Below are 21,153 nucleotides of genomic sequence, written 5' to 3' on the forward strand. Positions count from 1 at the left end.
TTTTGCGGCTCAAGTTTTGCACCGTTCACATTCCTGTTGCGAAAGCGTTACAAAAATCCCTTTGATTTCATGAGCTTGTATTTAGATCAAATTTTTATTCATTAAAAACAGCCAGTTGCGAGGTTGCCTATTTTTTAGGCAAATCACCAAAGACCCCGAGTTTGAAGGGAAATTTCTACCTCACGAGAACTTATAGCCAGACTTATCCACAGAAGTCGTGGATTTGTTTCCTCTTGATCCGGCAATCAGAAGATTGCAGCCAAGGGGGTAGAATCATATTTCGGTACCATGGCTGACCAAACCCCAAACACCACCGATGCACCCGATACCGGATACGCCTGTATCCAGGGCTATCTGCGGACCCTGAGCGGAGCGCCGGGGGTCTACCGGATGCTCGATGCGCAGGCGCGGGTGCTCTATGTCGGCAAGGCCCGCAACCTCAAGGCGCGGGTCTCGAACTATGCCCGTCCCGGTCACAGCCCGAGGATCGAGCGGATGATCCGCGAGACCGCATCGATGATGTTCCTGACCACGCGCACCGAGACCGAGGCGCTGTTGCTGGAACAGAACCTGATCAAGCAGCTCAAGCCGAAGTACAACGTGCTGCTCAGGGATGACAAAAGCTTTCCCAATATCCTGGTGGCCAAGGACCATCCCTTTGCCCAGATCAAGAAACACCGGGGCGCAAAGAAGGAGAAAGGCACCTATTTCGGTCCCTTTGCCAGTGCCGGTGCGGTCAACCGCACCCTGAACCAGTTGCAAAAGGCGTTCCTGCTGCGCAACTGCACGGACGCGGTATTCGACAGCCGCACCCGGCCCTGCCTGCTCTACCAGATCAAGCGCTGCTCGGGACCGTGCGTGGGGCTGATCTCTGAGACCGACTATGCCGCCGCCGTCAAGGATGCCGAACGGTTTCTCTCGGGCCGCTCGACCCGGGTGCAAGAGGAGCTGGCGGAGCAGATGATGGCGGCCTCCCAGGCGATGGAGTTCGAGCGCGCCGCCGCGTTGCGCGACCGGATCCGGGCTTTGACCACGGTGCAGGGCGCTCAGGGCATCAACCCGCGCGGCGTGGCCGAGGCGGATGTGGTGGCGCTGCATCTGGAAAACGGTCAGGCCTGCGTCCAGGTGTTTTTCATCCGCGCCAACCAGAACTGGGGTAACCGCGATTTCTATCCCCGCGTGGGCGAGGACGTCTCGGCGGCCGAGGTGATGGAGGCCTTCCTGGGTCAGTTCTATGACAACAAGGAACCGCCCCGTCAGCTGATACTGTCGGACGCGATCGAGAACGCCGACCTGATGACCGAGGCACTGAGCGAGAAGGCCGGGCGCAAGGTGGAATTGCTGGTGCCCCAGCGCGGCGAGAAGGCCGAGCTGGTTTCGGGCGCGCTGCGCAACGCGCGCGAGTCGCTGGCCCGGCGCATGTCGGAAAGCGCCACACAGGCCAAGCTGCTGCGCGGGCTGGCCGAGGCGTTCGACCTGGACGGCCCGCCGCAGCGGATCGAGGTCTATGACAACAGCCATATCCAGGGCACCAATGCGGTCGGTGGGATGATCGTGGCGGGGCCCGAGGGGTTCATGAAGAACCAGTATCGCAAGTTCAACATACGCGGCGATGATCTGACCCCCGGCGACGATTTCGGCATGATGAAAGAGGTCCTGACCCGCCGCTTCACCCGGCTGCTGAAAGAGGATCCGGACCGTGACAAGGGGCTGTGGCCCGACCTCTTGCTGATCGACGGTGGCACCGGTCAGGTCAGTGCGGTGCAAGAAATCATGGTGGCCCACGGGGTCGAGGATATTCCGATGGTGGGCGTCGCCAAGGGCATCGACCGCGACCACGGCAAGGAAGAGTTCCATCGTATCGGCCAGCGCCCCTTTGCGTTGAAACGCAACGATCCGGTGCTCTACTTCATCCAGCGGCTCAGAGACGAGGCGCACCGATTTGCCATCGGCAGTCATCGCGCCAAGCGGGCCAAGGCGGTGGGAGCAACCCCGCTCGACGATATCCCCGGTGTCGGCGTCGCGCGCAAACGGGCGCTGCTGGCGCATTTCGGCAGCGCCAAGGCGGTGAGCCGCGCCGATCTGGCCGATCTGACCGCGGTCGAGGGCGTATCCGAGGGTCTGGCGCAGAAAATCTACGACTTCTTCCACGAAAGCTGACTTGCCTTTCCCGGCTGCCTGCGGTTGGGTCTGACCCAGGAGGAGAGCAGATGACATTGATGCAGGGATTTCCACCGGCCGAGGCCGACCGGGCGACACTGGCGAACTGGCGCACCCAACCCTACTCGGCTTGGGCGTTTCACCATGTGCGCGAAGTCGTCCCCTCGGCCGAGATCGCCAACGCACCGGGCGATGTCTGGGCGCTGGAACGGGGTGTGCCGCTGCTGTCGGATACCGCGATCGAGGATATCCTCGCCCCGACCCTGACCGATGCGGTGGTCGTCCTGCACAAGGGCCGGGTGGTGCATGAGCTGTATCGCAACGGTATGATCGCCGAGGACCCGCATATCCTGATGTCGGTGTCGAAATCCATGCTCGGCCTCCTTGCCGGTATCCTGGCGGACAAGGGTCTGTTGGATCTTGAGGCTGGCATCATCGACTATATCCCCGAACTCGGGCCCACCGCCTATGCCGGGGCGACCGTGCGCCAGGCGCTGGACATGCGGGTGGGGGTCGAGTTCTCGGAGGATTACACCGCCACATCGGGCCCGATCATCGCCTATCGCAAGGCGGCCAACTGGAACGTGGTCGAACCCGGCGAGGTGGCCCCGGACCTGCGCAGCTTCCAGATGATGCTGACCGCAAGCGACGGTCCGCATGGCGGGCGGTTCCACTATGTCTCGCCGGTGACCGACCTTCTGGCCTGGGTGATCGAGCGGGCGGCGGGGCGGCGTTATGCCGACCTGATGTCCGAACATCTGTGGCAGCCGATGGGCGCCGAAAAGGCGGGCTATATCACCGTGGACCGGATCGGCGGGCCACGCGCGGCGGGCGGCATGTGCGTCACCGCCCGCGACCTGGCGCGGGTCGGCCAACTGATCTGCCAGGGCGGTGCGCGTGCGGACGGGCGACAGGTGATCCCCGCCGCATGGCTGGAGGATATCGCGACCGCAGGCGACCGCGAGGCCTGGACCACCGGCGATTTCGGCGAGCGCTTCAGCGATTTCGACATGGCCTATCGGTCGAAATGGTACGTTCATCCGGGCGAGGCGCCGTTGATCCACGGCATGGGCATTCACGGCCAATTCATCTTTGCCGACCCGGCGCGCGATCTCGTCGTGGCCTGGATGTCCTGCGAAGCGGAACCCACCAGCGACCGCGCCTTTGGCCTGCGCTATCGGCTGATCCAAGAATTGCGCGCGGCGCTATAGGCAATGCGGCACACCTGTCCTCTTTTCCAATCGCACAGTGCAGGGTAGACCCGTGACATGAAATGGAACCTGCCCAATATCCTGACCCTGCTGCGCCTGCTGGCAGCCCCGGGTCTTGCCGTTATGTTTCTGTATTTCAGCCGCCCCTATGCCGACTGGTTCGCGCTGCTGCTGTTCGTGTCAGCGGCGGTGACCGACTGGTTCGACGGTTATCTGGCCCGTGCCTGGAAACAGGAAACCAAGATGGGCGCGATGCTGGATCCGATCGCCGACAAGGCGATGGTGGTGATCGCGCTGATGATCCTGGTGGGTTATTCGGCCGAACACTGGACACCCTGGCTGGTGCTGCCCGCCACCGTGATCCTGTTCCGCGAGGTCTTTGTCTCGGGCCTGCGTGAATATCTCGGTGACGTAGCAGGCACTCTCAAGGTCACCAAACTGGCAAAATGGAAGACCACCGCGCAGATGATCGCCATCGCAGTTCTGTTCAGCCAGGGCATCTTTGAACACTATCTGGTGATGTCCTCCTTTGGCATGGATCAGCCGATGGTCGATCAGATCCTGACAGGTGCCGTCCCGGACCTCCACGGGCTGCGGTGGAAGCTCGAAGGCATGGTCTGGGCTGGGCGCGCGGGCTTGTGGCTCTTGTGGGTCGCGGCGGCGCTGACATTGATCACCGGCGTTGACTACCTACGTAAAGCCATGCCGCACCTGAAGGAGACGCGCTGATGGATGTACTCTATTTCGCCTGGGTCCGCGAACGGATCGGCATTCCGCGCGAGCGGGTCGAGACCGGGGCCGAGACCGTGGCGCAGCTGGTCGAGGAGTTGCGCGCGCGCGAGCCGCGCTATGAAGCAGCCTTTGCCGATCTCAGCGCCCTGCGGGTCGCGCTGGATCAGGGCCTGGCCGATTTCGATGCACCGCTGGCCGGTGTGCGCGAGGTGGCCTTCTTTCCGCCGATGACGGGGGGCTGATCGCCATGCGCGTGGTGGTGCAGCAAGAGCCCTTTGACCTTGGCGCCGAGGCCAACGCCTTTGCCGCCGCCGATACCGGCATGGGCGCCATCGTGACCTTTACCGGTGTGGTGCGCGACCTGGCACGCGGCGATCTCGATGTGATGGAGATCGAACATTATCCGGGCATGACCGAAAAGGCGCTGACCAAGATCGCTGCCGAGGCACAGGAGCGCTGGGCGCTGGGCGATGTGCTTGTGATCCATCGCTATGGCCGCCTTGCCCCCGGCGACCGCATCATGATGGTGGCCACCGCCGCACCCCATCGCAAGGATGCGTTCGAGGCGGCCGAATACCTGATGGACTATCTGAAATCCCGCGCTCCGTTCTGGAAAAAGGAAATCACCGGGGCTGGCGCCGGTTGGGTCGCCGCCAAGGACGAGGACGAAGACGCCCTGACCCGCTGGTGAGATCCTAGCGCTCGAACCTTGTCACCTCTACCCCGCCTTCTTCCAGGCAGGCCCGTACCGAGCGGGCGATCTGAACCGCCGTCGGCCCGTCGCCATGCAGGCAGATGGTGTCGACCGAGGTCTCCAGATGCTTGCCGCTTTCGGTGATGATGGCGCCCGCCCGCACCATCTTAAGCATACGCGGCCCGGCGATATGTGGATCGTGGATCACCGCGCCGGGCAGCGACCGGTCGACCAGCGTGCCGTCGTCGTTATAGGCGCGATCGGCAAAGATCTCGCCCACCCATTTGCAGCCCAGTTCGCGCACCGCCTGTTCCTGCTTGGTGACCGCCAGCACCATGATGATGATATCGGGGTCCACGTCCAGCGCGCCCTGGTAACAGGCGCGCGCCATGTCCTGATCGACCGAGCACATGTTGGCCAGCGCCCCATGCAATTTCAGATGCCGGACCTGCGCGCCCACCGCCCGTGCCATGCCCAGCGCCGCGCCCAGCTGATAGCGCACCATGTTGCGCAGCGAGGCCAACGGTACCTTCATGTTGCGGCGACCGAACCCTTGCAGGTCGGGAAAGCCCGGATGCGCACCGATGCCCACGCCGTTTTCCGCCGCGAGCGCCATGGTTTTCGCCATCACGTCCGGGTCACCGGCATGAAAGCCACAGGCGATATTGGCCGAGGTGATGATTTTCAGCAGGCTGTCATCGTCGCCCATCTTCCAGGGGCCAAAGCTTTCGCCCATGTCCGCGTTCAGATCCACTTGGGTCATGATATGCTCCTCAATCGGTGGCGGACACGACGCCGCTGATCAGTTGGTAGGACAGAAGGTCGGGAATGTCATGCGGGTCGCGCACCAATGGTTCGACCCGCGAGCTGAGGCGCGCAAGGTCCTTGAGCCAGGCGGCATGCAGACTGACGGCCTCGTCCAGCGACACGAACTGAAAGCGCACCGCGCCCCCCGGCGGCGTCTGCGCCGCGCGCGGCAGGTCACAGGGCAGCACGGTCGCGATTCGGGGATAGCCGCCAGTGGTCTGACATTCGGGCAACAGGATGAACGGGTTACCAGTGCCGGTCATCTGGATATCGCCGGGCGAGATCACCTCGGATAGAATGTTGAGCTGTCCCTTGGCGGAAAAACCGGGCCCGTCGCTGTCCAGTTGCATCCCCATCCTGTTGGCGCGCGGACCACGGCGGAACTCGGTCGCCTCGAACCGGGCCAGCGTCTCGGCATCGAACAGCGCGGTCTGGAAACTCGCCACCACCCGCAGGGTGCCGCCGCCAAACCGGTCTTCGGCGGCGATTTTCATCCCCGCTTCCCCCTTGTCCGGCCCGGGAACGAGCGTATCGCCCGCCGCCACCGCGCGACCAACCCGCGCCGCCAGATGCGCCGAGCGCGAGCCAAGGAAAGGCTCGGTTGCAATGCCGCCGCCCAGATGCAGGTATCCGTACCCGCCCCTCAGCACCGCCCCGATGCTGAGCCTTTGTCCCTTTGCTAAAGCGTGCGAGGCGTTCCAGGCGACCGGGCTGCCGTCTATGCTGGCCTGCATCGGCGCGCCGGTGAGCGCGATGCGCACAGGCGATAAGGCCTCGAATTCACCGCCCATACCAGCCATCTCCAGCGCCGCCAGATCGGGTTTCCGACGCAAGAGCGCCGCCCCTTCGTAGAGCGCACGCAGATCGGCGGCGCCCGAGCGCGACAGACCCTGATCCAGGTAGCCTTCGCGTCCCTGGTCCTGGATGGTGCAGGCCGGGCCGATGCGGCGGACGATCAGGCTCATGCCGCGATCTCCTCGACCGTGGCGCCGCCGGTGCCATCCTCGTTATGGGCGCGGATATGGTCCAGTTCCGCCCGTTCGATGGGTTCGAACATCATCTCGTCACCGGGGTTGAGGGCAAATGTCGGCTCCATCCCCGGGCGGAAGCAGCGGAACGCGGTCTGTCCGATATGGCGCCAGCCGGTGGGCGTAGGCCCGGCAAAGACGATGAGCTGACGAATGGCGCAGACCAGCGCGCCTTCGGGCACCATCGGGGTCAGCTGTTGCAGGCGCGGAATGTCGAACTCGGGCGCCAACGGGCCGAGATAGGGCTGGCCGGGGGCAAAGCCGATGGTCAGCACCCGCACGCGCGATTTTCCCAAACGGCGGATCGCCTCGCCTACGTCCAGACCCGCGGCCATGGCGGCGTCTTCGAGTTGCGGCGCCAGATCGGTGCCATAGACGGTGGGCACCCGCCACAGTTTGCGGCCCGAGGGCAGTGGCGCGGCATACCAGTCGCGTTCGGCCAGCAGGGCGGCCAGCCGCGCCTGTACCTCGGCGTGGCTCAACCGCAGCGGGTCAAAGCGCAGATAGGCCGAGGCGAGCGAGGTCGAGCTTTCCACCACGCCCTCCCACCCGGCCTCGTGCAGCGCGCCGCGAAAGGCCAACGCGGCGCGGTTCGACTGCTCGGTCATGGTGTCGGCAAAGGTGACAAGCATCCCGTCCAGCCCAACGGAACGTATCAGGGGAAACGGGTCAAACCGGGTCATAGAGCCTCCGCATCAGGGTCGGGGTCAGGTACATGGGAAACTGGTAGCATCCCAGAAATATCAAGAGCGGGTCGGTCGCCTCGGGCGGCAGGGCCACCAGAAACAGCGCGAAATTGCGGTTGCCCGCGACAATCGAGGTCGGCACCGGATCAGGCCGGCCGGTGCCGCGCAGGAACGCAAAACTCAAGAGCTGGGCCCCGAAATTGATCCCAAAGGCGGCGGCCAGCCAAAAGGCCAGATCGGCCGGACGCTCGGCCAGCGCGGGCCGGATCGCTGACATCAGCGCCACCACCACCACGGCCAGCGCGATCACCGTCAGCCCGTCGACCGCGCGGCGGTTGATCTCCGACAGGTGACGCGCGCCCCAGTGGCGCAGGGCAAAGCCCAGACCGGCAGCGGCAAGGATCACCGCCAACAGCCGCAGCGCGGCCGCCAGTACGGCGGCTAGGTCGCCGAACTCGGGCAGGAACCAGAACACCGGAATCGCCGTCAGCGGCAACAGCGCGGTGCCAAGGATGAGGAGGCGCAGCGCCGGGGCCGGATCCTGCCGCAACAGGATGGTGAAATTCGCCGATCCGGTGACCGAAGGCGCCGCAAGCACCAGTGCCAAGGCGAGTGCCAGAGGCGTCATCGGCAGGCAGATGAGTTTCAACAGCAGCAGGAAACCCAGCGGCAGCGCCAGTTGCAGGACCAGCACCGCGCGGGCGGTGCGGGTCAAATCGTTGAGCTTGCCCGCCGCATCGACCGGGCCGATGCGAAAGGCAGTGAGGAACAGCAGGAAAGCCACCAATTCGGGGATCCACGGCCGCATTGCGGCCGCCACCCCCGGCAGGGCAAGCCCGGCAACCAGGCCCGCAATAAGGCCGAGCTTGCCATGCCGGGCGATGTAGGCCAGCGCCTGTTGCATCCTGCCGTTCCTCTTGGACCATTCTCGTCAGCTAGGTCGAGACCTGATGTTCTCGGGCAGCCAGGTGGCCAGATCCGGGAAGGCGATGAGCACGAAGACCATCAGCACCATGATCAGGAACATCGGGATCGCGGCGCGGGCGATGAACCCCATCTGGTGTTCGGTCATGCCTTGCAGCACGAACAGGTTGAACCCGATCGGCGGCGTGATCTGCGCCATCTCCACCACCACGACGATGAAGATACCGAACCAGATCAGGTCGATCCCCGCCTCGCGGATCATCGGCTCGACTACCGCCATCGTCAGAACCACCGAAGAGATACCGTCGAGGAAACAGCCCAGGATGATGTAGAACACCAGGAGCACCATCAACAGCTCGAACCGGCTCAGCTCGAAACTGGCGATCAGGTCGGCCAGGCCGCGCGGCAGCCCGGTAAAGCCCATGCTGAGCGACAGGAAGGCCGCGCCCGCAAGGATCAGCGCGATCATGGCCGAGGTGCGGACCGCGCCCATCAGGCTTTCTGTAAAGGTGCCCCAATTGAGAGACCCCTGCCCCGCCGCCAGCGCCAGCGCACCGATCACTCCGAATGCGGCCGCCTCGGTCGCGGTGGCAAAGCCCAGATACATGGAGCCGATCACAACGATGATCAGCAGCATGACCGGGATCAGGAAGCGCGAGTTCTGCACCTTTTCAAAGAAACTCATCTTTGGTTCCGGCGCGGGGTTCCAGTTCGACGAGACCTTGGAATAGATCGCCACATAGGTCATGAACATCAGCGCCAGCACCAGACCGGGCAGGATGCCCGCAAAGAACAGCTTGGTGATCGATTCATTGATGGTCACGCCATAGACGATCAGCGTCAGCGAGGGCGGGATCATCAGGCCCAGCGTGGCCGCGCCCGCCAGGGTTCCGATAACCATGCGCTCGGGGTACTGCCGCTTGCGCAATTCGGGGATCGACATCTTGCCCACGGTGGTCAGCGTCGCAGCCGAAGAACCCGAGACCGCCGCAAACACGGTGCAGCCCACGATATTGGTATGCACCAGCCCGCCCGGCAGCCGCGCCATCCAGGGCGACAGGCCGCGGAACATGTCCTCGGATAGTCGCGTTCGGTATAATATCTCGCCCATCCAGATGAAGAGCGGCAGCGCGGTCAGCGTCCAGCTTGAGGCCGAGCGCCAGATCACCGTGATCATCGCATCCCCCGTGGGGCGCGAGGTGAAAAGTTCCATTCCTACAAAGGCCACGCCCAGCAGCGCGAGGCCCACCCAGACACCAGAGCCCAGAAGCAGGAACAGAACGAAGAGAAACAGTGCAATCGGGATCAGTTGTTCCATGTCCCTACTCCGCGTGGCTTTGCTCCACGAGATCTTCGCGCATCCCGTGGTTTCCGGTGAAAATCAGACGGATCAGGTGATCCCAGAAGCAGATCGCCAGCAGCACGGCGCCGATGGCCATGATGGATTGCGGGATCCACAAAGGCGTGGCGTCCTGGCCCTGGCTCACATCCTTGAACCGGTGGCTTTCCATCGTCACCTTGATGGCGTAGCGCGCCAGAAAGGTAGAGGCGGCGGTCCCGACGGCAAAGCACCACAGCTCGCCCCAGTACCGCCAGCGGCCCATCTTGCTGAGCAACAGCGACACGCGGATATGGGCGCCATGGTTCAGAGCATAGGCAAAGGCAAAGAAGGACGCGCCCGCCATGCAGTACCCGGCATAGTCAGCCGCGCCGGGAAAGGTGGACCCGGTCCAGCGCGCCAGCATTTGCAGCACGATGATCCCCAGGATAGCGATTGTGAAGAAAGCGGCGACGACACCCCCGGCTGTATAGAGCGCGTCAAGCCCGCGGCGCAAAGAACCCATGCCCCTGCCCCCTTATGATTTCAACAGGTTGGGAGGCCGCAGCATGCGGCCTCCGCCTGATGATGGTTAATTTTTCGCCTTGTACGCGTCGACGACGGCCCGGCCTTCATCGCCCGCGCTTTCGAGCCACTCGGCAGTCATGGTCTCGCCGATCGCCTTCAGTTCGGCAACGAGATTGGCGCCAGCCGGACCCACGGTCATGCCGCCGGCCTTCAGACCGTCCAGCGTGAACTGGGTATAGTCCTTGGACCGTTGCAGGCCGTTGGCCTTGGCGGTGGCGGCACAATCCCGCATCGCCGACTGGGTCTCGACACTCAGCCCGTCCCATGCATCCTTGTTGGCGAACACGATGTTACGCGGCAACCAGGCGTCCACTTCGTAGAAATGGGTCAGGTGTTCCCAGACCTTGCGGTCATAGCCGGTTGCGCCCGACGAGATAAAGCTTTCGGCCACGCCGGTTGCAAGCGCCTGGCTGAGTTCGGCCGCTTCGACCTGCACCGGCAACATGCCGGTCAGTTCCGCCATGCGGGCGGTTGCGGTCGAGTACGAGCGGAACTTGATCCCCTTCATGTCGGCCACGCTTTCGACCGGCTTCTTGAAGTAGAGACCCTGAGGCGGCCACGGCACCGAGTAGAGATAGACCAGGTTCTGCTGTGCCAGGATCTCGGCTACTTTCGGACCCGCGACGTCCCACAACTGCTCATGCGCGCCAAAAGAGGTGGCCAGGAACGGGATCGAGTCGATACCGAACATCGGGTTCTCGTTCTGGTGCGCCGAGATCAGTCGCTCGCCGATCGGCGCCTGGCCGGTCTGGATCGCGCGCTTGATGTCGTTGCCCGCAAACAGTGAGCCCGACGGATGGGTCACGATCTCCATCGCGCCGCCGGTCTTGTCCTTGACGCAGGTGGCAAACTCGGCCGCATTTTCCGAATGGAAGTTGGTCGCCGCATAGGCCAGCGGCATGTCCCATGTTTCGGCGCTCGCCGACAGGGCCGAGGCCGCGGTCAGGGCGGTTGCCGCCAGCAGGTGTTTCATTTTCAGCATTTCAGTCTCCCTAGTTTGTTGGATCGGTTTGGTTTCTTATTATTGCCCGGCCTTCGCATAGCGTGCCGGGGAATAGGCGCTCAGGTCAACATTAGGTTGCCGGCCCGAGATGAGCTGGGCCAGGATGCGGCCCGTTTTCGGCCCGCCGGTCAGCCCCACGTGATGGTGGCCAAAGCCGGTATAGGCCCCCTTGATATGTGGCAACTCGCCGATCACCGGGATCGAATCCGCAGGCGCGGGACGGTGCCCCATCCATTCCGTCACCTCATCGGCCTTCAACCCCGGGAAAACGGCGGCGGCGCTGCGTTTGAGCAGGTCGATCGGCGCCTTGGACGGGCCGTTTTCAAGCCCGCCGAACTCGACGACGCCCGCCAGTCGCAAACGTCCCTCCATCGGGGTGGCGACGAATTTGCGTGCTGCGACCATGACCGGCGACTTCGGCATGAAACTCGGGTTCCAGAACTCGATATGATAGCCACGCTCGGATTCGAGCGGCACATCGAGGCCCAGCTTCTTGGCCAGCGGCCCGGACCAGACGCCGGTGGCCACCACGGCGGCATCGCAGGCAATCGTCTGCCCACCGGCCCGCACGCCGGTGACGCGGCCATTCTCACGCACGATATCCTCGACCGCCGCCGTGATCAGCTGCCCGCCCTGCGCCACCACATGGGCGGCAAGATCCTTGACGTACTGGCCCGGGTCGGCGATGCGACCATGATCCTTGAGCCGCACGGCAAACCGCAGATCCTCGGAGAACACAGGGTCATAGGCTCGGAATTCAGCGGCCTCCATCTCGTCCCAGACAAAGCCGTTCTGCCGCCGCAGGCCCCAGCCAAAGGCATCGCCCTGATAATGCGCCCGGTCGTTGTAGATGAACAGGTAATCCGATGGCACCACCCATTTCTCGGCCCCCGTCCCCTGCGCCAGCGCAAGGTGATCGGCCAGGCTGTCACCGACAATCTGCGCCATGGCATTGGCCGTGTGGGTGGCGGCGGCGGCGTTGGCATGGCCAAGATACTTGATCAACCACGGCGCCAGACGCGGCAGGTATCCCCAGCGCAGGAACAGGGGCTGGTTCGGGCTGAACAACATACCTGGCGCCTTGGCGATCAGGCCCGGCCCGGTCACCGGCACGATCGAGCAAGAGGCAAGAACGCCGCCATTGCCAAAAGAGGTACCCTCGGCCGGACCGGCCCGGTCGATCAGGATGACCCGGTGGCCGTCGCGTTGCAGCCAGATCGCGGTCGATACGCCGACAATGCCGGCGCCGATGATGGCGATGGTCTTTACGGTCTCGTTCATTTCGCCTCCCGACCCTCACCCCTAAGGCGCTGGACCGATTCCATGGGTCGAAGCATGACACACATCGACAAAACGTCAACAAATTGTTGACATGTTTTTAGTGTTAGGTGATCTTGCCTCATGTCACACTCCAAACTTGGTCCGGTGGTATCCTCGGCGCACCTGGCGGCGGGCAGCTTTCCGGAGGTTTCCGAATTCGAATTCGGCCTGATCATCGCAGGCCATGCCTTTGGCCGCTGGACCGTGCGGGCAATGGCGGCGGCGGGATATCCCGAACTGTCCTCGCTGGACGTGCTGGTGCTGCACACGGTGCGCCACCGGGACCGGCCCAAGAAACTGGCCGACATTTGCCTGGTGCTGAATGTCGAGGACACCCATACCGTCAACTATGCGATCAAGAAGCTGAGCAAGCTGGGGTTGGTCAGCGAAGGACGCCTGGGCAAGGAAAAGACGGTCGAGGCCACCGACGAGGGCCGCGCGGCCTGTGACCGCTACCGCGAAATCCGCGAGGAGCTGCTGCTGTCGGCGATGAAGGATGCGGGCATCGAACCCGACCAGATGAGCCGCCTGTCGGCCATGTTGCGGCTGATGTCGGGGCAGTACGACCAGGCCGCGCGGGCCGCCACGGCATATTGAGGGCATCGCGCTCATTCCGATTTCCTGACCGCATAGTGGTCGAGCTTTCCCAACTCGGGCCGCGCGCCCAGGCCGGGACCATCGGGCACCACCACCTGGCCATTCTGAACCCTGAACGGAGTTTCCAGAATGTCCTCTTTCAGAAAGTAACTGGCCTGGTAGAACTCGCAGCCCAGCGTGATCTCGGGAGTGGCGGCAATCATATGGGTCCCCGCCAGATGGGCCAGCCCCGCCTCGAACATATCGCCGCCATAGGCCGTCAGCCCGTGCGCCGCCGCGATGCGCGCCACCGACTGGCCGCGTGACAGGCCGCCGGACTTCATGATCTTGACGGACACGCCATCGCAAATGCCTTCGCGCGCGGCGCGCACCATATCCTCGGGGCCGAACACGCTTTCATCGGCCAGAAGAGGGATGTCCGTCAGCCCCCGCAGTTGTGCCATCATGTCGAAATGGTGGAACCGTACCGGCTGTTCGATGAAATCGGGGCGGAACCGGGCGACGTCCAGCACCTGCGGGATCGCCTGTTCGATGCTCAGACCCTGATTGTAATCGACACGCACCCCGAATTCGGGAAAATCCCGCGCGATCCGTTCCAGCCGCATGATGTCGAACGCATGATCCTTGAACCCGGTCTTGAGCTTGATCAGCCCGACGCCATCGTCGCGCAGGCGCTCCATCAGGGCGATGTCGGCGTCGAAATCCGGATTGGCAATGGAACAGCTCAGCGGAATGGTGTCGCGGAACCTGCCCCCCAGCAGCGCCCAGACCGGCAGGTCTGAGATCTGCCCTGCAAGGTCCAGCAACGCGCTTTCAAGCGCCGCCTTGGCCTCGGTGCAATGGGCAACGGCGCGGGACGCCTGTTCCATGATCAAGGCGCGGTCGCCAACCCGGCGACCCATCACAAGCGGCCGCAGATAGCGGTCGAGCGCAGCATAGCTCGCCTCGGGCGTTCCCGTAAAAACAGACCAAGGCGATGCCTCGCCAAACCCTTCGGCGCCGCCCTCGGCAATCAGGCGCAGCACCACGATCTCGCAGGATCCCTCGACCCTGCCGATGCCATGATCGCGTGCGGAAACCACGGGCAAGGCGAGGTACCACAGATCGAAACCGATAATTTTCTGGTCAAGCGCACTCATATGATCCCCCGATGACGCTAGGGAAGTGTGCGAGAGGTTTTTCATCATTTCCAATACTAAGATTTGCAAAAGGTATCATTTCAGATGATGATTTGGGTGATATGACCTCGTATTTCCGCCATTATCAGGCGTTTCACGCCATCATCGAGACCGGCACGGTAACCGGCGCCGCCGGACGGCTGGGCGTGTCGCAACCGGCAATCTCGAATCTGCTGGCGCAGCTGGAGCGGCGCACCCGGCTCAAACTGTTCGAACGCAACCGCGGCCGCCTGCTGCCGACACCCGAGGCGATGGTGCTCTATGACGAGATCGACACCGTGATGCGCGGGCTGGTGCATGTGAACCAGGCGGTGGTCGACCTGCAAAACCAGAAGGCCGGGCAGTTGCAGGTTGCCACCAATCACGCCATGGCCTTTGGCTTCATGCCCGGCGAAATCGCGCGCTTTGCCGCCGACAAGCCGAACCTGACGGTGGCCTTTCAGTCGCAGTATTCGGCCAAGATCCAGGAATGGGTGATGGCCGGCCTGTTCGAGATCGGCATCTGCGAACTGCCCGTGCGCCACGACGGGTTGGAGGCCAAACCCTTCTTCTTCGAGATCCTCTGCGCCCTGCCGGATCACAGCCCCCTGGCCCGGCACGAGGTGCTGACACCCTCGCTGCTGGATGATCAGCCCTTCATCGTCATGGGGGCCGACCACATGGTCACCCGCCGCGCCCGCGAAGCGTTTCACAACGAGGGCGCCACCCTACGCATCCGCTGTCAGACCGACCTGTTCCGCAATGCACTGAACCTTGTGAAACAGGGGTTGGGGGTAACGCTGGTCGATCCGTTCACGGTGGCGACCGATCCGCAGCAAGGCTATGTCCTGCGCCGGTTCACGCCGCGCATCCTGCTGGATGTGATCATCGTCACCGCGCGCGGCCGACCGATTTCCGCGATCGGCGCGCAGTTCCTGGAGCAGGTGTCGGCCAGCATGGCCGCCCTGGCAGCCCCCGAGACGGACCGGCTTGAGGGGTGAAAAAATCTCTTCCTGACTGACAAGTCGGCAAATTCGCCCTTGTCCTCCTGTCCCGAAATCCATAAACGGGTCAACGGAGCTGTGGCCGAGTGGTCGAAGGCGCTCCCCTGCTAAGGGAGTAGGCCCGGAAGGGTCTCGTGGGTTCGAATCCCATCGGCTCCGCCACTACATGGCCTCATAGAGTAATAATTTAAAATCAATATGTTGCTTAAATTTCTACCAAAGCAACCACACACGTTGACCACACCTCCCAAAAAATACCAGTGAAGCGTTATGCTCCGCTTAACTGAGCTACTCCCCGAAAACCGGACAGTTTCCGGTTTGATCTAAGCTACTTTCTGTCCCTGCTGGCCGGTTTCGATCTGGTTGAAGTAGACCACGGCGGGGGGCTGTCCGCCATGGGCGGCATGAGGCCGCTGGTGATTATAGAAGGTGATCCATCGGCCAACGCCAGACTTGGCCTGCGAACCCGTCTCCCATGCGTGCAGATAGACGCACTCATACTTCAGGGACCGCCAGAGGCGCTCGATGAAGATTTTGTCGAGACAGCGGCCTTTACCATCCATCGAGATCCGGGTGCCGATCCGTTTCAGCCGGTCGGTCCAGACGAAGGACATGAACTGTGAGCCTTGGTCCGTATTCATGATTTCGGGTGGGCCGAAGCGGTGGACCGCTTCGTTCAGCGTCTCGACGCAGAAGTCGGCCTCCAGCGTGTTCGAGATGCGCCAGGCCAGCACCTTGCGGGTGCACCAGTCCATGATGGCGACCAGATAAAGGAAGCCCCGCCGCATCGGCAGATAGGTGATGTCGGTGCACCAGACCTGATTTGGCCGCTCGACCCGCAGTCCGCCCAACAGGTAGGTATAGGTCTTGTGCCCCTTGGCAGGCTTGCTGGTGTTGGGCTTCTGACAGATCGGCATCAGACGCATATGGCGCATCAGTCGACGGATGCGCTTCAGATTCACAGGATGACCTTCGTTCTGCAAATGCCAGGTCATTTGCCGGACACCGTAGAACGGGGTTTCCAGGGACTGCTCGTCGATCAACCGCGTCAGGGCGAGGTTCATTTCGGTCTCGCCCTGTGGCGCGTAGCAGAACGACGACCGCGAGACCGACAGCAGGCGGCATTGCGCCCCGATCGACAGGCTTGGGTGGTTCTTCTCGATCATCCCGCGCCTCACTTGCCGGTCCAGGGCTTGAGCTTTCTGGACAAAACATCGTTGGCGATGGCCAGTTCCCCGATCTTTGAATGCAGGTCCCGCACCGTCTCCTCGTCGACTTCGGCTTTCTTCTTCCCGCCACGTTCAAAGATGTCCGACGCCCCTTCGAGCAGCGCTTTTTATCCACTGGTGAATCATCGTCGGGTGCTCGCCGTATTCGGCCCCCAACTCCGACACCGTGCGCTCGACCTTCACGGCTTCCAGCGCCACACGAGCCTTGAAGCCCGCGTCGTGATTTCTGCGTTTAGACATGTTCTGATCTCCTCGTTCTTGGAGACCAGAAAACGTCAGATCGTAGCTTCCGTCACTGTCCGATTTTCGGGGAGTAGCTCATCTGTGCGGTGTCCCAGCGGTTGGTGCAATTGGCCGCGCGCGGAGCCTCCGACGTAGCGCAGTGCGCGGCCTGTGGTGACCGCTATTACTTCCCCAGGTCTTCGAGAATATAGCTTGCGATGGCATCCAGTGTTTCTTCCCCCAGATAGGTCTGCGGCGGCATTTCGGGAAAGCCTTCGCGCTTGCGCACCGGATCGGTGATATAGCCGACCATACCAGACGGATCGCCGTCGTAAATCGCCTGTATCGACTGCATCGACGGGCCGTGCAGCACGCTGTCATAGGCATGACAACCGGTGCAAACCGCCAGATAGGTCAGACGCCCCTTCTGTTCGAGCGTGTACTCCGGCTCTTCTGCTCCGCCCTCTAGCCGCGCGGTGGCAAAGCCTGCGACGCTGTTGTCGCCAAGACAATCCTGCCACCTTCTGGTGCCCAGCGTATCGATCCCGTCGCCCGGCAGGACACAGCTGTCGCGACCCTTGCCCATGGCCAGCACTTCGATGCCGGTTTTCCCGGTGGCGGCCAGCATTTCGGCCAGCATGCCATTCATGTTCTCGCCATTGCCCCGCCAGGTATTGCCCATCACCCGGACCCCATCGGAATAGGGATCAAGCTTGGGGTCGCTGTCCATGCCAAAGGTGATCAGATCGGCCACGAACACGCCGACATTGTCATTGTCCGCGATCTCGTTGTTTTCGATTGTGATGTTATCAGGCCCCACGACCAAAATACCGGTCCCGCTGGGAACCCCCGCCGCGATCGAGCTTGCGGGGGCGAAATTGACATGGTTGTTGCCAATGATCCGGTTGTCGCGGATGACCTGCGAGTAAGCGTCCTTGACTGGCAGGCCGGGCACCAGCGTCAGGGTTATGCCGGCGGCATTGTCATAGACATGGTTGCCCGCCATCAGCGCGTTTCGGGTATTCTCGAACTCGATCCCCATCACATTGCCAAAGGCCACGTTGTCGATCACGTCCACATTGTCAGACATGCCCACATAGATGCCCGCGTCCTCGGCCCCTGTGACGGTATTGCCGATCACCAGCCCGTTGCGGCCGAATTGCGGAAAGATGCCGTAAAAGGCGCCCTCGACATAGTTGTTAGAGATCTCGAAGTTATTGGCCCCTTGGGTCATGATGCCGTTGCCCTTGTATCCGGTGACCCGGAACCCGTCGATCACGATGGAATGACCCGAGGCGATGATTCCGTCATTGAGCTTCATCTCGCCATCAAGCAGCGCCCAGTTGTCACCGTCGCGCAGCCCGCGCAGGGTGATGCGCGGTTTGTCCACGTAGACCGATTGGTGATAGATGCCCGGTTCGACCAGGATGGTGTCGCCCGGCGCGGCCTGATTGACGACGTCCTGGATACTGCCGCCCGAGGGCACGGTCAGCTCCGCCGCCAGCGCGGTCGAGCTCAAAAGAGAGGCGAGTACCGCCCCATGCAGAGTGGAAAGGGTTTTCATCGCGTGTCTCCGTTGTCTCAGTTCAGATCTTCGGGCTTCTTGCCTGTCAGCGGATCGGCGCCGCCATGGCCCAGTGCCGCCATTTCCTTGCGCGGGTCGAGCTGCTGATGAGCTGCCAGGACCGTAGCCCGCTGCTCGCCCATCTGCCGGGCAAGCTCGGGGGCGCCAGCGCGCAACGCTAGCCCGCCGAGATACTTCATCTCGTCGACATAGTCCTGAAGGTTCTCGGCCACCGGATCGATCCCGACGGCCTGCTTCAGCAGCGCCAGTGCCTTGTCGGTCTCGCGCTCGCCCAGATAGGCCTCGACCAGGGTGTGGTGGACGCTGAGATCCGTGGGGTTGAGCGCGTGGGCCTGTTCCAGCAGCGCGATCGCCGCCAAGATGTCACCGCCTAAAAACTCTGGCAGTACGGCCAGAACCTGCCCCAATAGGAGCGGCCCCAGCCCATCCAGGGCCTCGGGGTTTTCCCCGATGGCAATCTGTAGGTCTTCGACCGCCGTCGCCACGGCAGCATTCTGCGCATCAGTCTGGGTTTCGCGCAGCGTAGAGGCGAGCAGATAGGCCGCGCGCAGCAGGCGTGCCTCGTTCAGCTTGGAAACCAGCGGGTCGATCCGGGCCATCAACCCCTCGGCGCGTTCCCGCGCCTGCTCCCAGCGCAGGCCCAGTTCAGCAGCCAACTCGACGCCCTGATAGTGGGCAGAGTAGCTCTGGTCGAGGACCTCGAAATAGTCGAGATGGGCGCCCAGCACCTCCAGGTGAGTTTCGATATTGCCGGTACGGAACGTCGCCACAGCCCAGATCAGATTGGTCGGCAGCGACAGTTCATCCATCGCGCGCGCCCCGTATTCGGTGGCACAGCCCATCGCGGCGCGGTCCCACTTGCTGGTGGCGTTTTTTTCAAACGCTGCCATTAGTGCATCATAACCTTCGATCCTGGGGCAGGCGATCTTTTCGGCGGCCTCGGCGCGATAACGCGCCCGGACTTCCTCACTTTCCAGATCCGACAATACCGATCCGGTCTGCGCCGCAAGCGCTGTGCCAAGCAAAGCGGCGCATGTGGCCAAGAGTGCAACTGTCTTTCCATTTCGGGTCATTTCCCCGGTCCTCCCTGTTCCGGCCTCACGGCCTTGGTTCCGATGGCAGAACGGCCGGGCGCTCTGGCATCAAGTTCTCGTCTTCGAGCGCGGCCAGAAAGGCGATGATATCGGCCACAGTCGCGGTGCTCAGCTTTGGCCCGTTGGTCATGTGCACATGCCAATGGATGCGCAGATCCTGCCCCTTGGGCGCGGCGTGACCGGCGGTGTTGTTGTAGAAGTCGACCACACCTTTCAGCGTGTCGAACTGGCCCGCGTGAAAGTAAGGCGCGGTGCGGGTGATGTTGCGCAGCGTAGGCGTCTTGAACGCACCCAGCCGCGCCGGGTCGTCCGACAGCGCCCCGGCGCCGGGATCGGCAAAGCCGCGTTCATCGGCGGGCGCCCCCACCACCGCCAGTTCGAAATCGGTGAAAAGCGGCGGGATATGACATTGCGAACATCGCGCGACAAAACCGCGAAAGGCGTTCATACCTCGGATCTCTTGCGGGTTCAGCGCGGTGGCATCGCCATGGGCATAACGGTCATATCGGCTGTTGAGGCTGATCAAGCTCGACTGGAAGGCCGCCAATGCGATGACTGTATTGGCGATGTTCGGCGCCGCTCCAAAAGCGATCTGAAACAGAGCGACATAGCCCGGTGCGGCGTTCAGTGCCGTCTCAACCCCCTCGACCGTTGCGGCCATCTCATCGGGGTTGAGGAGCGGCAAAAGCGCCTGCGCTTCCAGCGTCTCGGTCCGCCCGTCCCACATCAAGGACTGCGCAAACCCCACATTCCAAAGTGTGGGTGTAGACCGGTCCAACTCGACTGCGCCGATGCCGCGTTTCTTTCCGTCCGAAAAACCCTGTGCCGGATCGTGACACGAAGCACAGCTCAGATCGCCACCATCCGAAAGGATCGGATCGAAGAACAGATAGCGGCCAAGGTCGATCTGTTGTGGCGTATAGCGGCGCGCGGGTGGGTCGAGCCGGGCACGCAGCCCGCCATGCTGCGGCGGGCTGTCGTAGAACTGGTAGAGCGTCACCAGCTCGCAGGTGCCGTCGACCAGCATCTGAAAACTGGGCGGACAGGTGTCTGACAGGGTGATCTCTTCCGCCATGGCGGGCGCGGCCAGAATAAGAAAGAGAAGCCAGGCCCGCATCTCAGGGCTCCAGAGTCACGATATACGAGACCAAAGCGGCGATATCGGCCTCGGATACGATCGCGTCGGCCATGGCCTTCATCTGTCGGCCCGGTTCGTCCGCGGGATGCACCCCGCGCCGACCGCTGCGAAAGGCGTCCAGTTGCTCTGCCAGATACCAGCCATATTGCCGGGCCAGCCGGGGGGCGTTCAGCGCCGGTGTCCCCTGCGCCCGCGCGCCATGGCACGAGATGCAGCCGGAATAGAGCCCCCTGCTGCGAAATCCCGGCGGATCGGTGTCATCCGCCAGCACCGGCAGCGATAGCCCGGCAAGGTATCGGGCAATCTCGGCGACATCTGCCTCGGACACATCGGCGAGCAGCGTGACCATGGCGGCGGCCATTTCGTTCTCGGGGTCCACCTGCCGCACACCAGAGCGGAAATGCTCCACCTGCCGGGCCAGATAGTCGCCATCCAGCGCGGCCAGAGCCGGGGCGCGAAGATCGGCATTGCCTTCGCCCGCCTCACCGTGACAGCCGGCGCAGTTCTCGGCAAAAAGCGCGACACCGTTGGCATGGGCGACACCGGAAGGTAGGAGCGCAATCGACAACGCCAGAGCAGCGAATGAACGAAGAGACATCGGCGGGTCGGGTCCTTTTTTGAACAGGCGATTTGCACGACCCTAGGCAGAGACGTGG

20 protein-coding genes, 1 tRNA gene and 1 pseudogene are annotated in these 21,153 nt (G+C 62.9%); 8 read left to right on the plus strand and 14 right to left on the minus strand.

What is annotated here, in order from left to right:
- Nucleotides 1–288 precede the first annotated feature (288 nt).
- The 5 genes from uvrC to G0P99_RS02610 are packed head-to-tail and all read left to right on the plus strand — an operon-like array spanning nt 289 to nt 4,794.
- Nucleotides 289–2,160, plus strand: coding sequence for an excinuclease ABC subunit UvrC (gene uvrC / locus G0P99_RS02590; RefSeq protein WP_164127402.1), 1,872 nt, complete (start codon nt 289–291; stop codon nt 2,158–2,160).
- A gap of 50 nt (nt 2,161–2,210) precedes the next feature.
- Entirely contained in the window at nt 2,211–3,371 is a 1,161-nt protein-coding gene (locus tag G0P99_RS02595; RefSeq protein WP_164127404.1) for a serine hydrolase, read from the plus strand.
- Between the two features lie 57 nt (nt 3,372–3,428).
- Nucleotides 3,429–4,100, plus strand: a complete 672-nt coding sequence (gene pgsA, locus G0P99_RS02600; RefSeq protein WP_164127406.1) for a CDP-diacylglycerol--glycerol-3-phosphate 3-phosphatidyltransferase — start codon at nt 3,429–3,431, stop codon at nt 4,098–4,100.
- Entirely contained in the window at nt 4,100–4,345 is a 246-nt protein-coding gene (moaD, locus tag G0P99_RS02605) for a molybdopterin converting factor subunit 1 (RefSeq protein WP_164127408.1), read from the plus strand. The genes pgsA and moaD overlap by 1 nt, the downstream gene beginning before the upstream one ends.
- A gap of 5 nt (nt 4,346–4,350) precedes the next feature.
- Nucleotides 4,351–4,794, plus strand: coding sequence for a molybdenum cofactor biosynthesis protein MoaE (locus tag G0P99_RS02610; RefSeq protein ID WP_164127410.1), 444 nt, complete (start codon nt 4,351–4,353; stop codon nt 4,792–4,794).
- A 4-nt stretch (nt 4,795–4,798) separates the two neighbouring features.
- Here G0P99_RS02610 and G0P99_RS02615 read toward each other — a convergent pair whose 3' ends face one another.
- The 8 genes from G0P99_RS02615 to G0P99_RS02650 all read right to left on the minus strand — a co-directional run bounded on the left by G0P99_RS02615 (nt 4,799) and on the right by G0P99_RS02650 (nt 12,432).
- The gene (locus tag G0P99_RS02615; RefSeq protein ID WP_203582943.1) at nt 4,799–5,560 is read right to left on the minus strand and encodes a LamB/YcsF family protein; all 762 of its coding nucleotides are present in this window, start codon (nt 5,558–5,560) and stop codon (nt 4,799–4,801) included.
- Nucleotides 5,561–5,570: 10 nt separating this feature from the next.
- Nucleotides 5,571–6,569: a biotin-dependent carboxyltransferase family protein gene (locus G0P99_RS02620; protein ID WP_164127412.1), complete on the minus strand. Its 999-nt coding sequence runs from the start codon at nt 6,567–6,569 to the stop codon at nt 5,571–5,573.
- The gene (locus G0P99_RS02625; protein ID WP_164127414.1) at nt 6,566–7,315 is read right to left on the minus strand and encodes an allophanate hydrolase subunit 1; all 750 of its coding nucleotides are present in this window, start codon (nt 7,313–7,315) and stop codon (nt 6,566–6,568) included. Before G0P99_RS02625 ends, G0P99_RS02620 begins: the two co-directional genes overlap by 4 nt.
- A complete protein-coding gene (locus G0P99_RS02630; RefSeq protein WP_164127416.1) occupies nt 7,302–8,222 on the minus strand; it encodes a hypothetical protein in 921 nt (306 codons plus the stop codon). Before G0P99_RS02630 ends, G0P99_RS02625 begins: the two co-directional genes overlap by 14 nt.
- A 27-nt stretch (nt 8,223–8,249) precedes the next feature.
- On the minus strand, nt 8,250–9,560 hold the full coding sequence (locus G0P99_RS02635) for a TRAP transporter large permease (protein WP_164127418.1): 1,311 nt from the start codon (nt 9,558–9,560) through the stop codon (nt 8,250–8,252).
- Between the two features lie 4 nt (nt 9,561–9,564).
- The gene (locus G0P99_RS02640; protein ID WP_164127420.1) at nt 9,565–10,086 is read right to left on the minus strand and encodes a TRAP transporter small permease; all 522 of its coding nucleotides are present in this window, start codon (nt 10,084–10,086) and stop codon (nt 9,565–9,567) included.
- 66 nt (nt 10,087–10,152) lie between these two features.
- Nucleotides 10,153–11,130 carry a TRAP transporter substrate-binding protein gene (locus tag G0P99_RS02645; RefSeq protein ID WP_164127422.1) on the minus strand — a complete coding sequence of 326 codons (978 nt, stop codon included), beginning with the start codon at nt 11,128–11,130 and terminating at the stop codon, nt 10,153–10,155.
- Between the two features lie 39 nt (nt 11,131–11,169).
- The gene (locus tag G0P99_RS02650; protein ID WP_164127424.1) at nt 11,170–12,432 is read right to left on the minus strand and encodes an FAD-binding oxidoreductase; all 1,263 of its coding nucleotides are present in this window, start codon (nt 12,430–12,432) and stop codon (nt 11,170–11,172) included.
- A 120-nt stretch (nt 12,433–12,552) separates the two neighbouring features.
- Here G0P99_RS02650 and G0P99_RS02655 point away from each other — a divergent pair, with 120 nt between their 5' ends.
- The gene (locus tag G0P99_RS02655; RefSeq protein WP_164127426.1) at nt 12,553–13,068 is read left to right on the plus strand and encodes a winged helix DNA-binding protein; all 516 of its coding nucleotides are present in this window, start codon (nt 12,553–12,555) and stop codon (nt 13,066–13,068) included.
- A gap of 11 nt (nt 13,069–13,079) precedes the next feature.
- On the opposite strand, the gene G0P99_RS02660 is transcribed toward G0P99_RS02655, so the two are convergent.
- Nucleotides 13,080–14,207 (minus strand): enolase C-terminal domain-like protein, encoded by a 1,128-nt coding sequence (locus G0P99_RS02660; protein ID WP_164127428.1) that lies wholly within the window; start codon nt 14,205–14,207, stop codon nt 13,080–13,082.
- 101 nt (nt 14,208–14,308) lie between these two features.
- Here G0P99_RS02660 and G0P99_RS02665 point away from each other — a divergent pair, with 101 nt between their 5' ends.
- Together G0P99_RS02665 and G0P99_RS02670 are read left to right on the plus strand one after the other, a co-directional pair.
- Nucleotides 14,309–15,226: a LysR family transcriptional regulator gene (locus G0P99_RS02665; RefSeq protein WP_164127430.1), complete on the plus strand. Its 918-nt coding sequence runs from the start codon at nt 14,309–14,311 to the stop codon at nt 15,224–15,226.
- A gap of 75 nt (nt 15,227–15,301) precedes the next feature.
- Nucleotides 15,302–15,391, plus strand: a tRNA-Ser gene (locus G0P99_RS02670).
- A 161-nt stretch (nt 15,392–15,552) separates the two neighbouring features.
- Here G0P99_RS02670 and G0P99_RS02675 read toward each other — a convergent pair.
- The 5 genes and pseudogenes from G0P99_RS02675 to G0P99_RS02695 form a co-directional block, all read right to left on the minus strand.
- A pseudogene (locus G0P99_RS02675) lies at nt 15,553–16,698 on the minus strand (IS3 family transposase).
- 166 nt (nt 16,699–16,864) lie between these two features.
- The gene (locus G0P99_RS02680) at nt 16,865–18,244 is read right to left on the minus strand and encodes a parallel beta-helix domain-containing protein (RefSeq protein ID WP_164127432.1); all 1,380 of its coding nucleotides are present in this window, start codon (nt 18,242–18,244) and stop codon (nt 16,865–16,867) included.
- A gap of 17 nt (nt 18,245–18,261) precedes the next feature.
- Complete coding sequence (locus tag G0P99_RS02685) at nt 18,262–19,338, minus strand: tetratricopeptide repeat protein (RefSeq protein WP_164127435.1); 1,077 nt, start codon at nt 19,336–19,338, stop codon at nt 18,262–18,264.
- A gap of 25 nt (nt 19,339–19,363) precedes the next feature.
- Entirely contained in the window at nt 19,364–20,476 is a 1,113-nt protein-coding gene (locus G0P99_RS02690; protein WP_239059645.1) for a cytochrome-c peroxidase, read from the minus strand.
- A 1-nt stretch (nt 20,477) separates the two neighbouring features.
- Nucleotides 20,478–21,095, minus strand: a complete 618-nt coding sequence (locus G0P99_RS02695) for a c-type cytochrome (protein WP_164127437.1) — start codon at nt 21,093–21,095, stop codon at nt 20,478–20,480.
- Nucleotides 21,096–21,153: the final 58 nt, after the last annotated feature.

This window comes from Ruegeria sp. PrR005 (genome assembly GCF_010500245.1).
GTDB classification, from domain to species: Bacteria; Pseudomonadota; Alphaproteobacteria; order Rhodobacterales; family Rhodobacteraceae; genus Ruegeria_B; species Ruegeria_B marisflavi.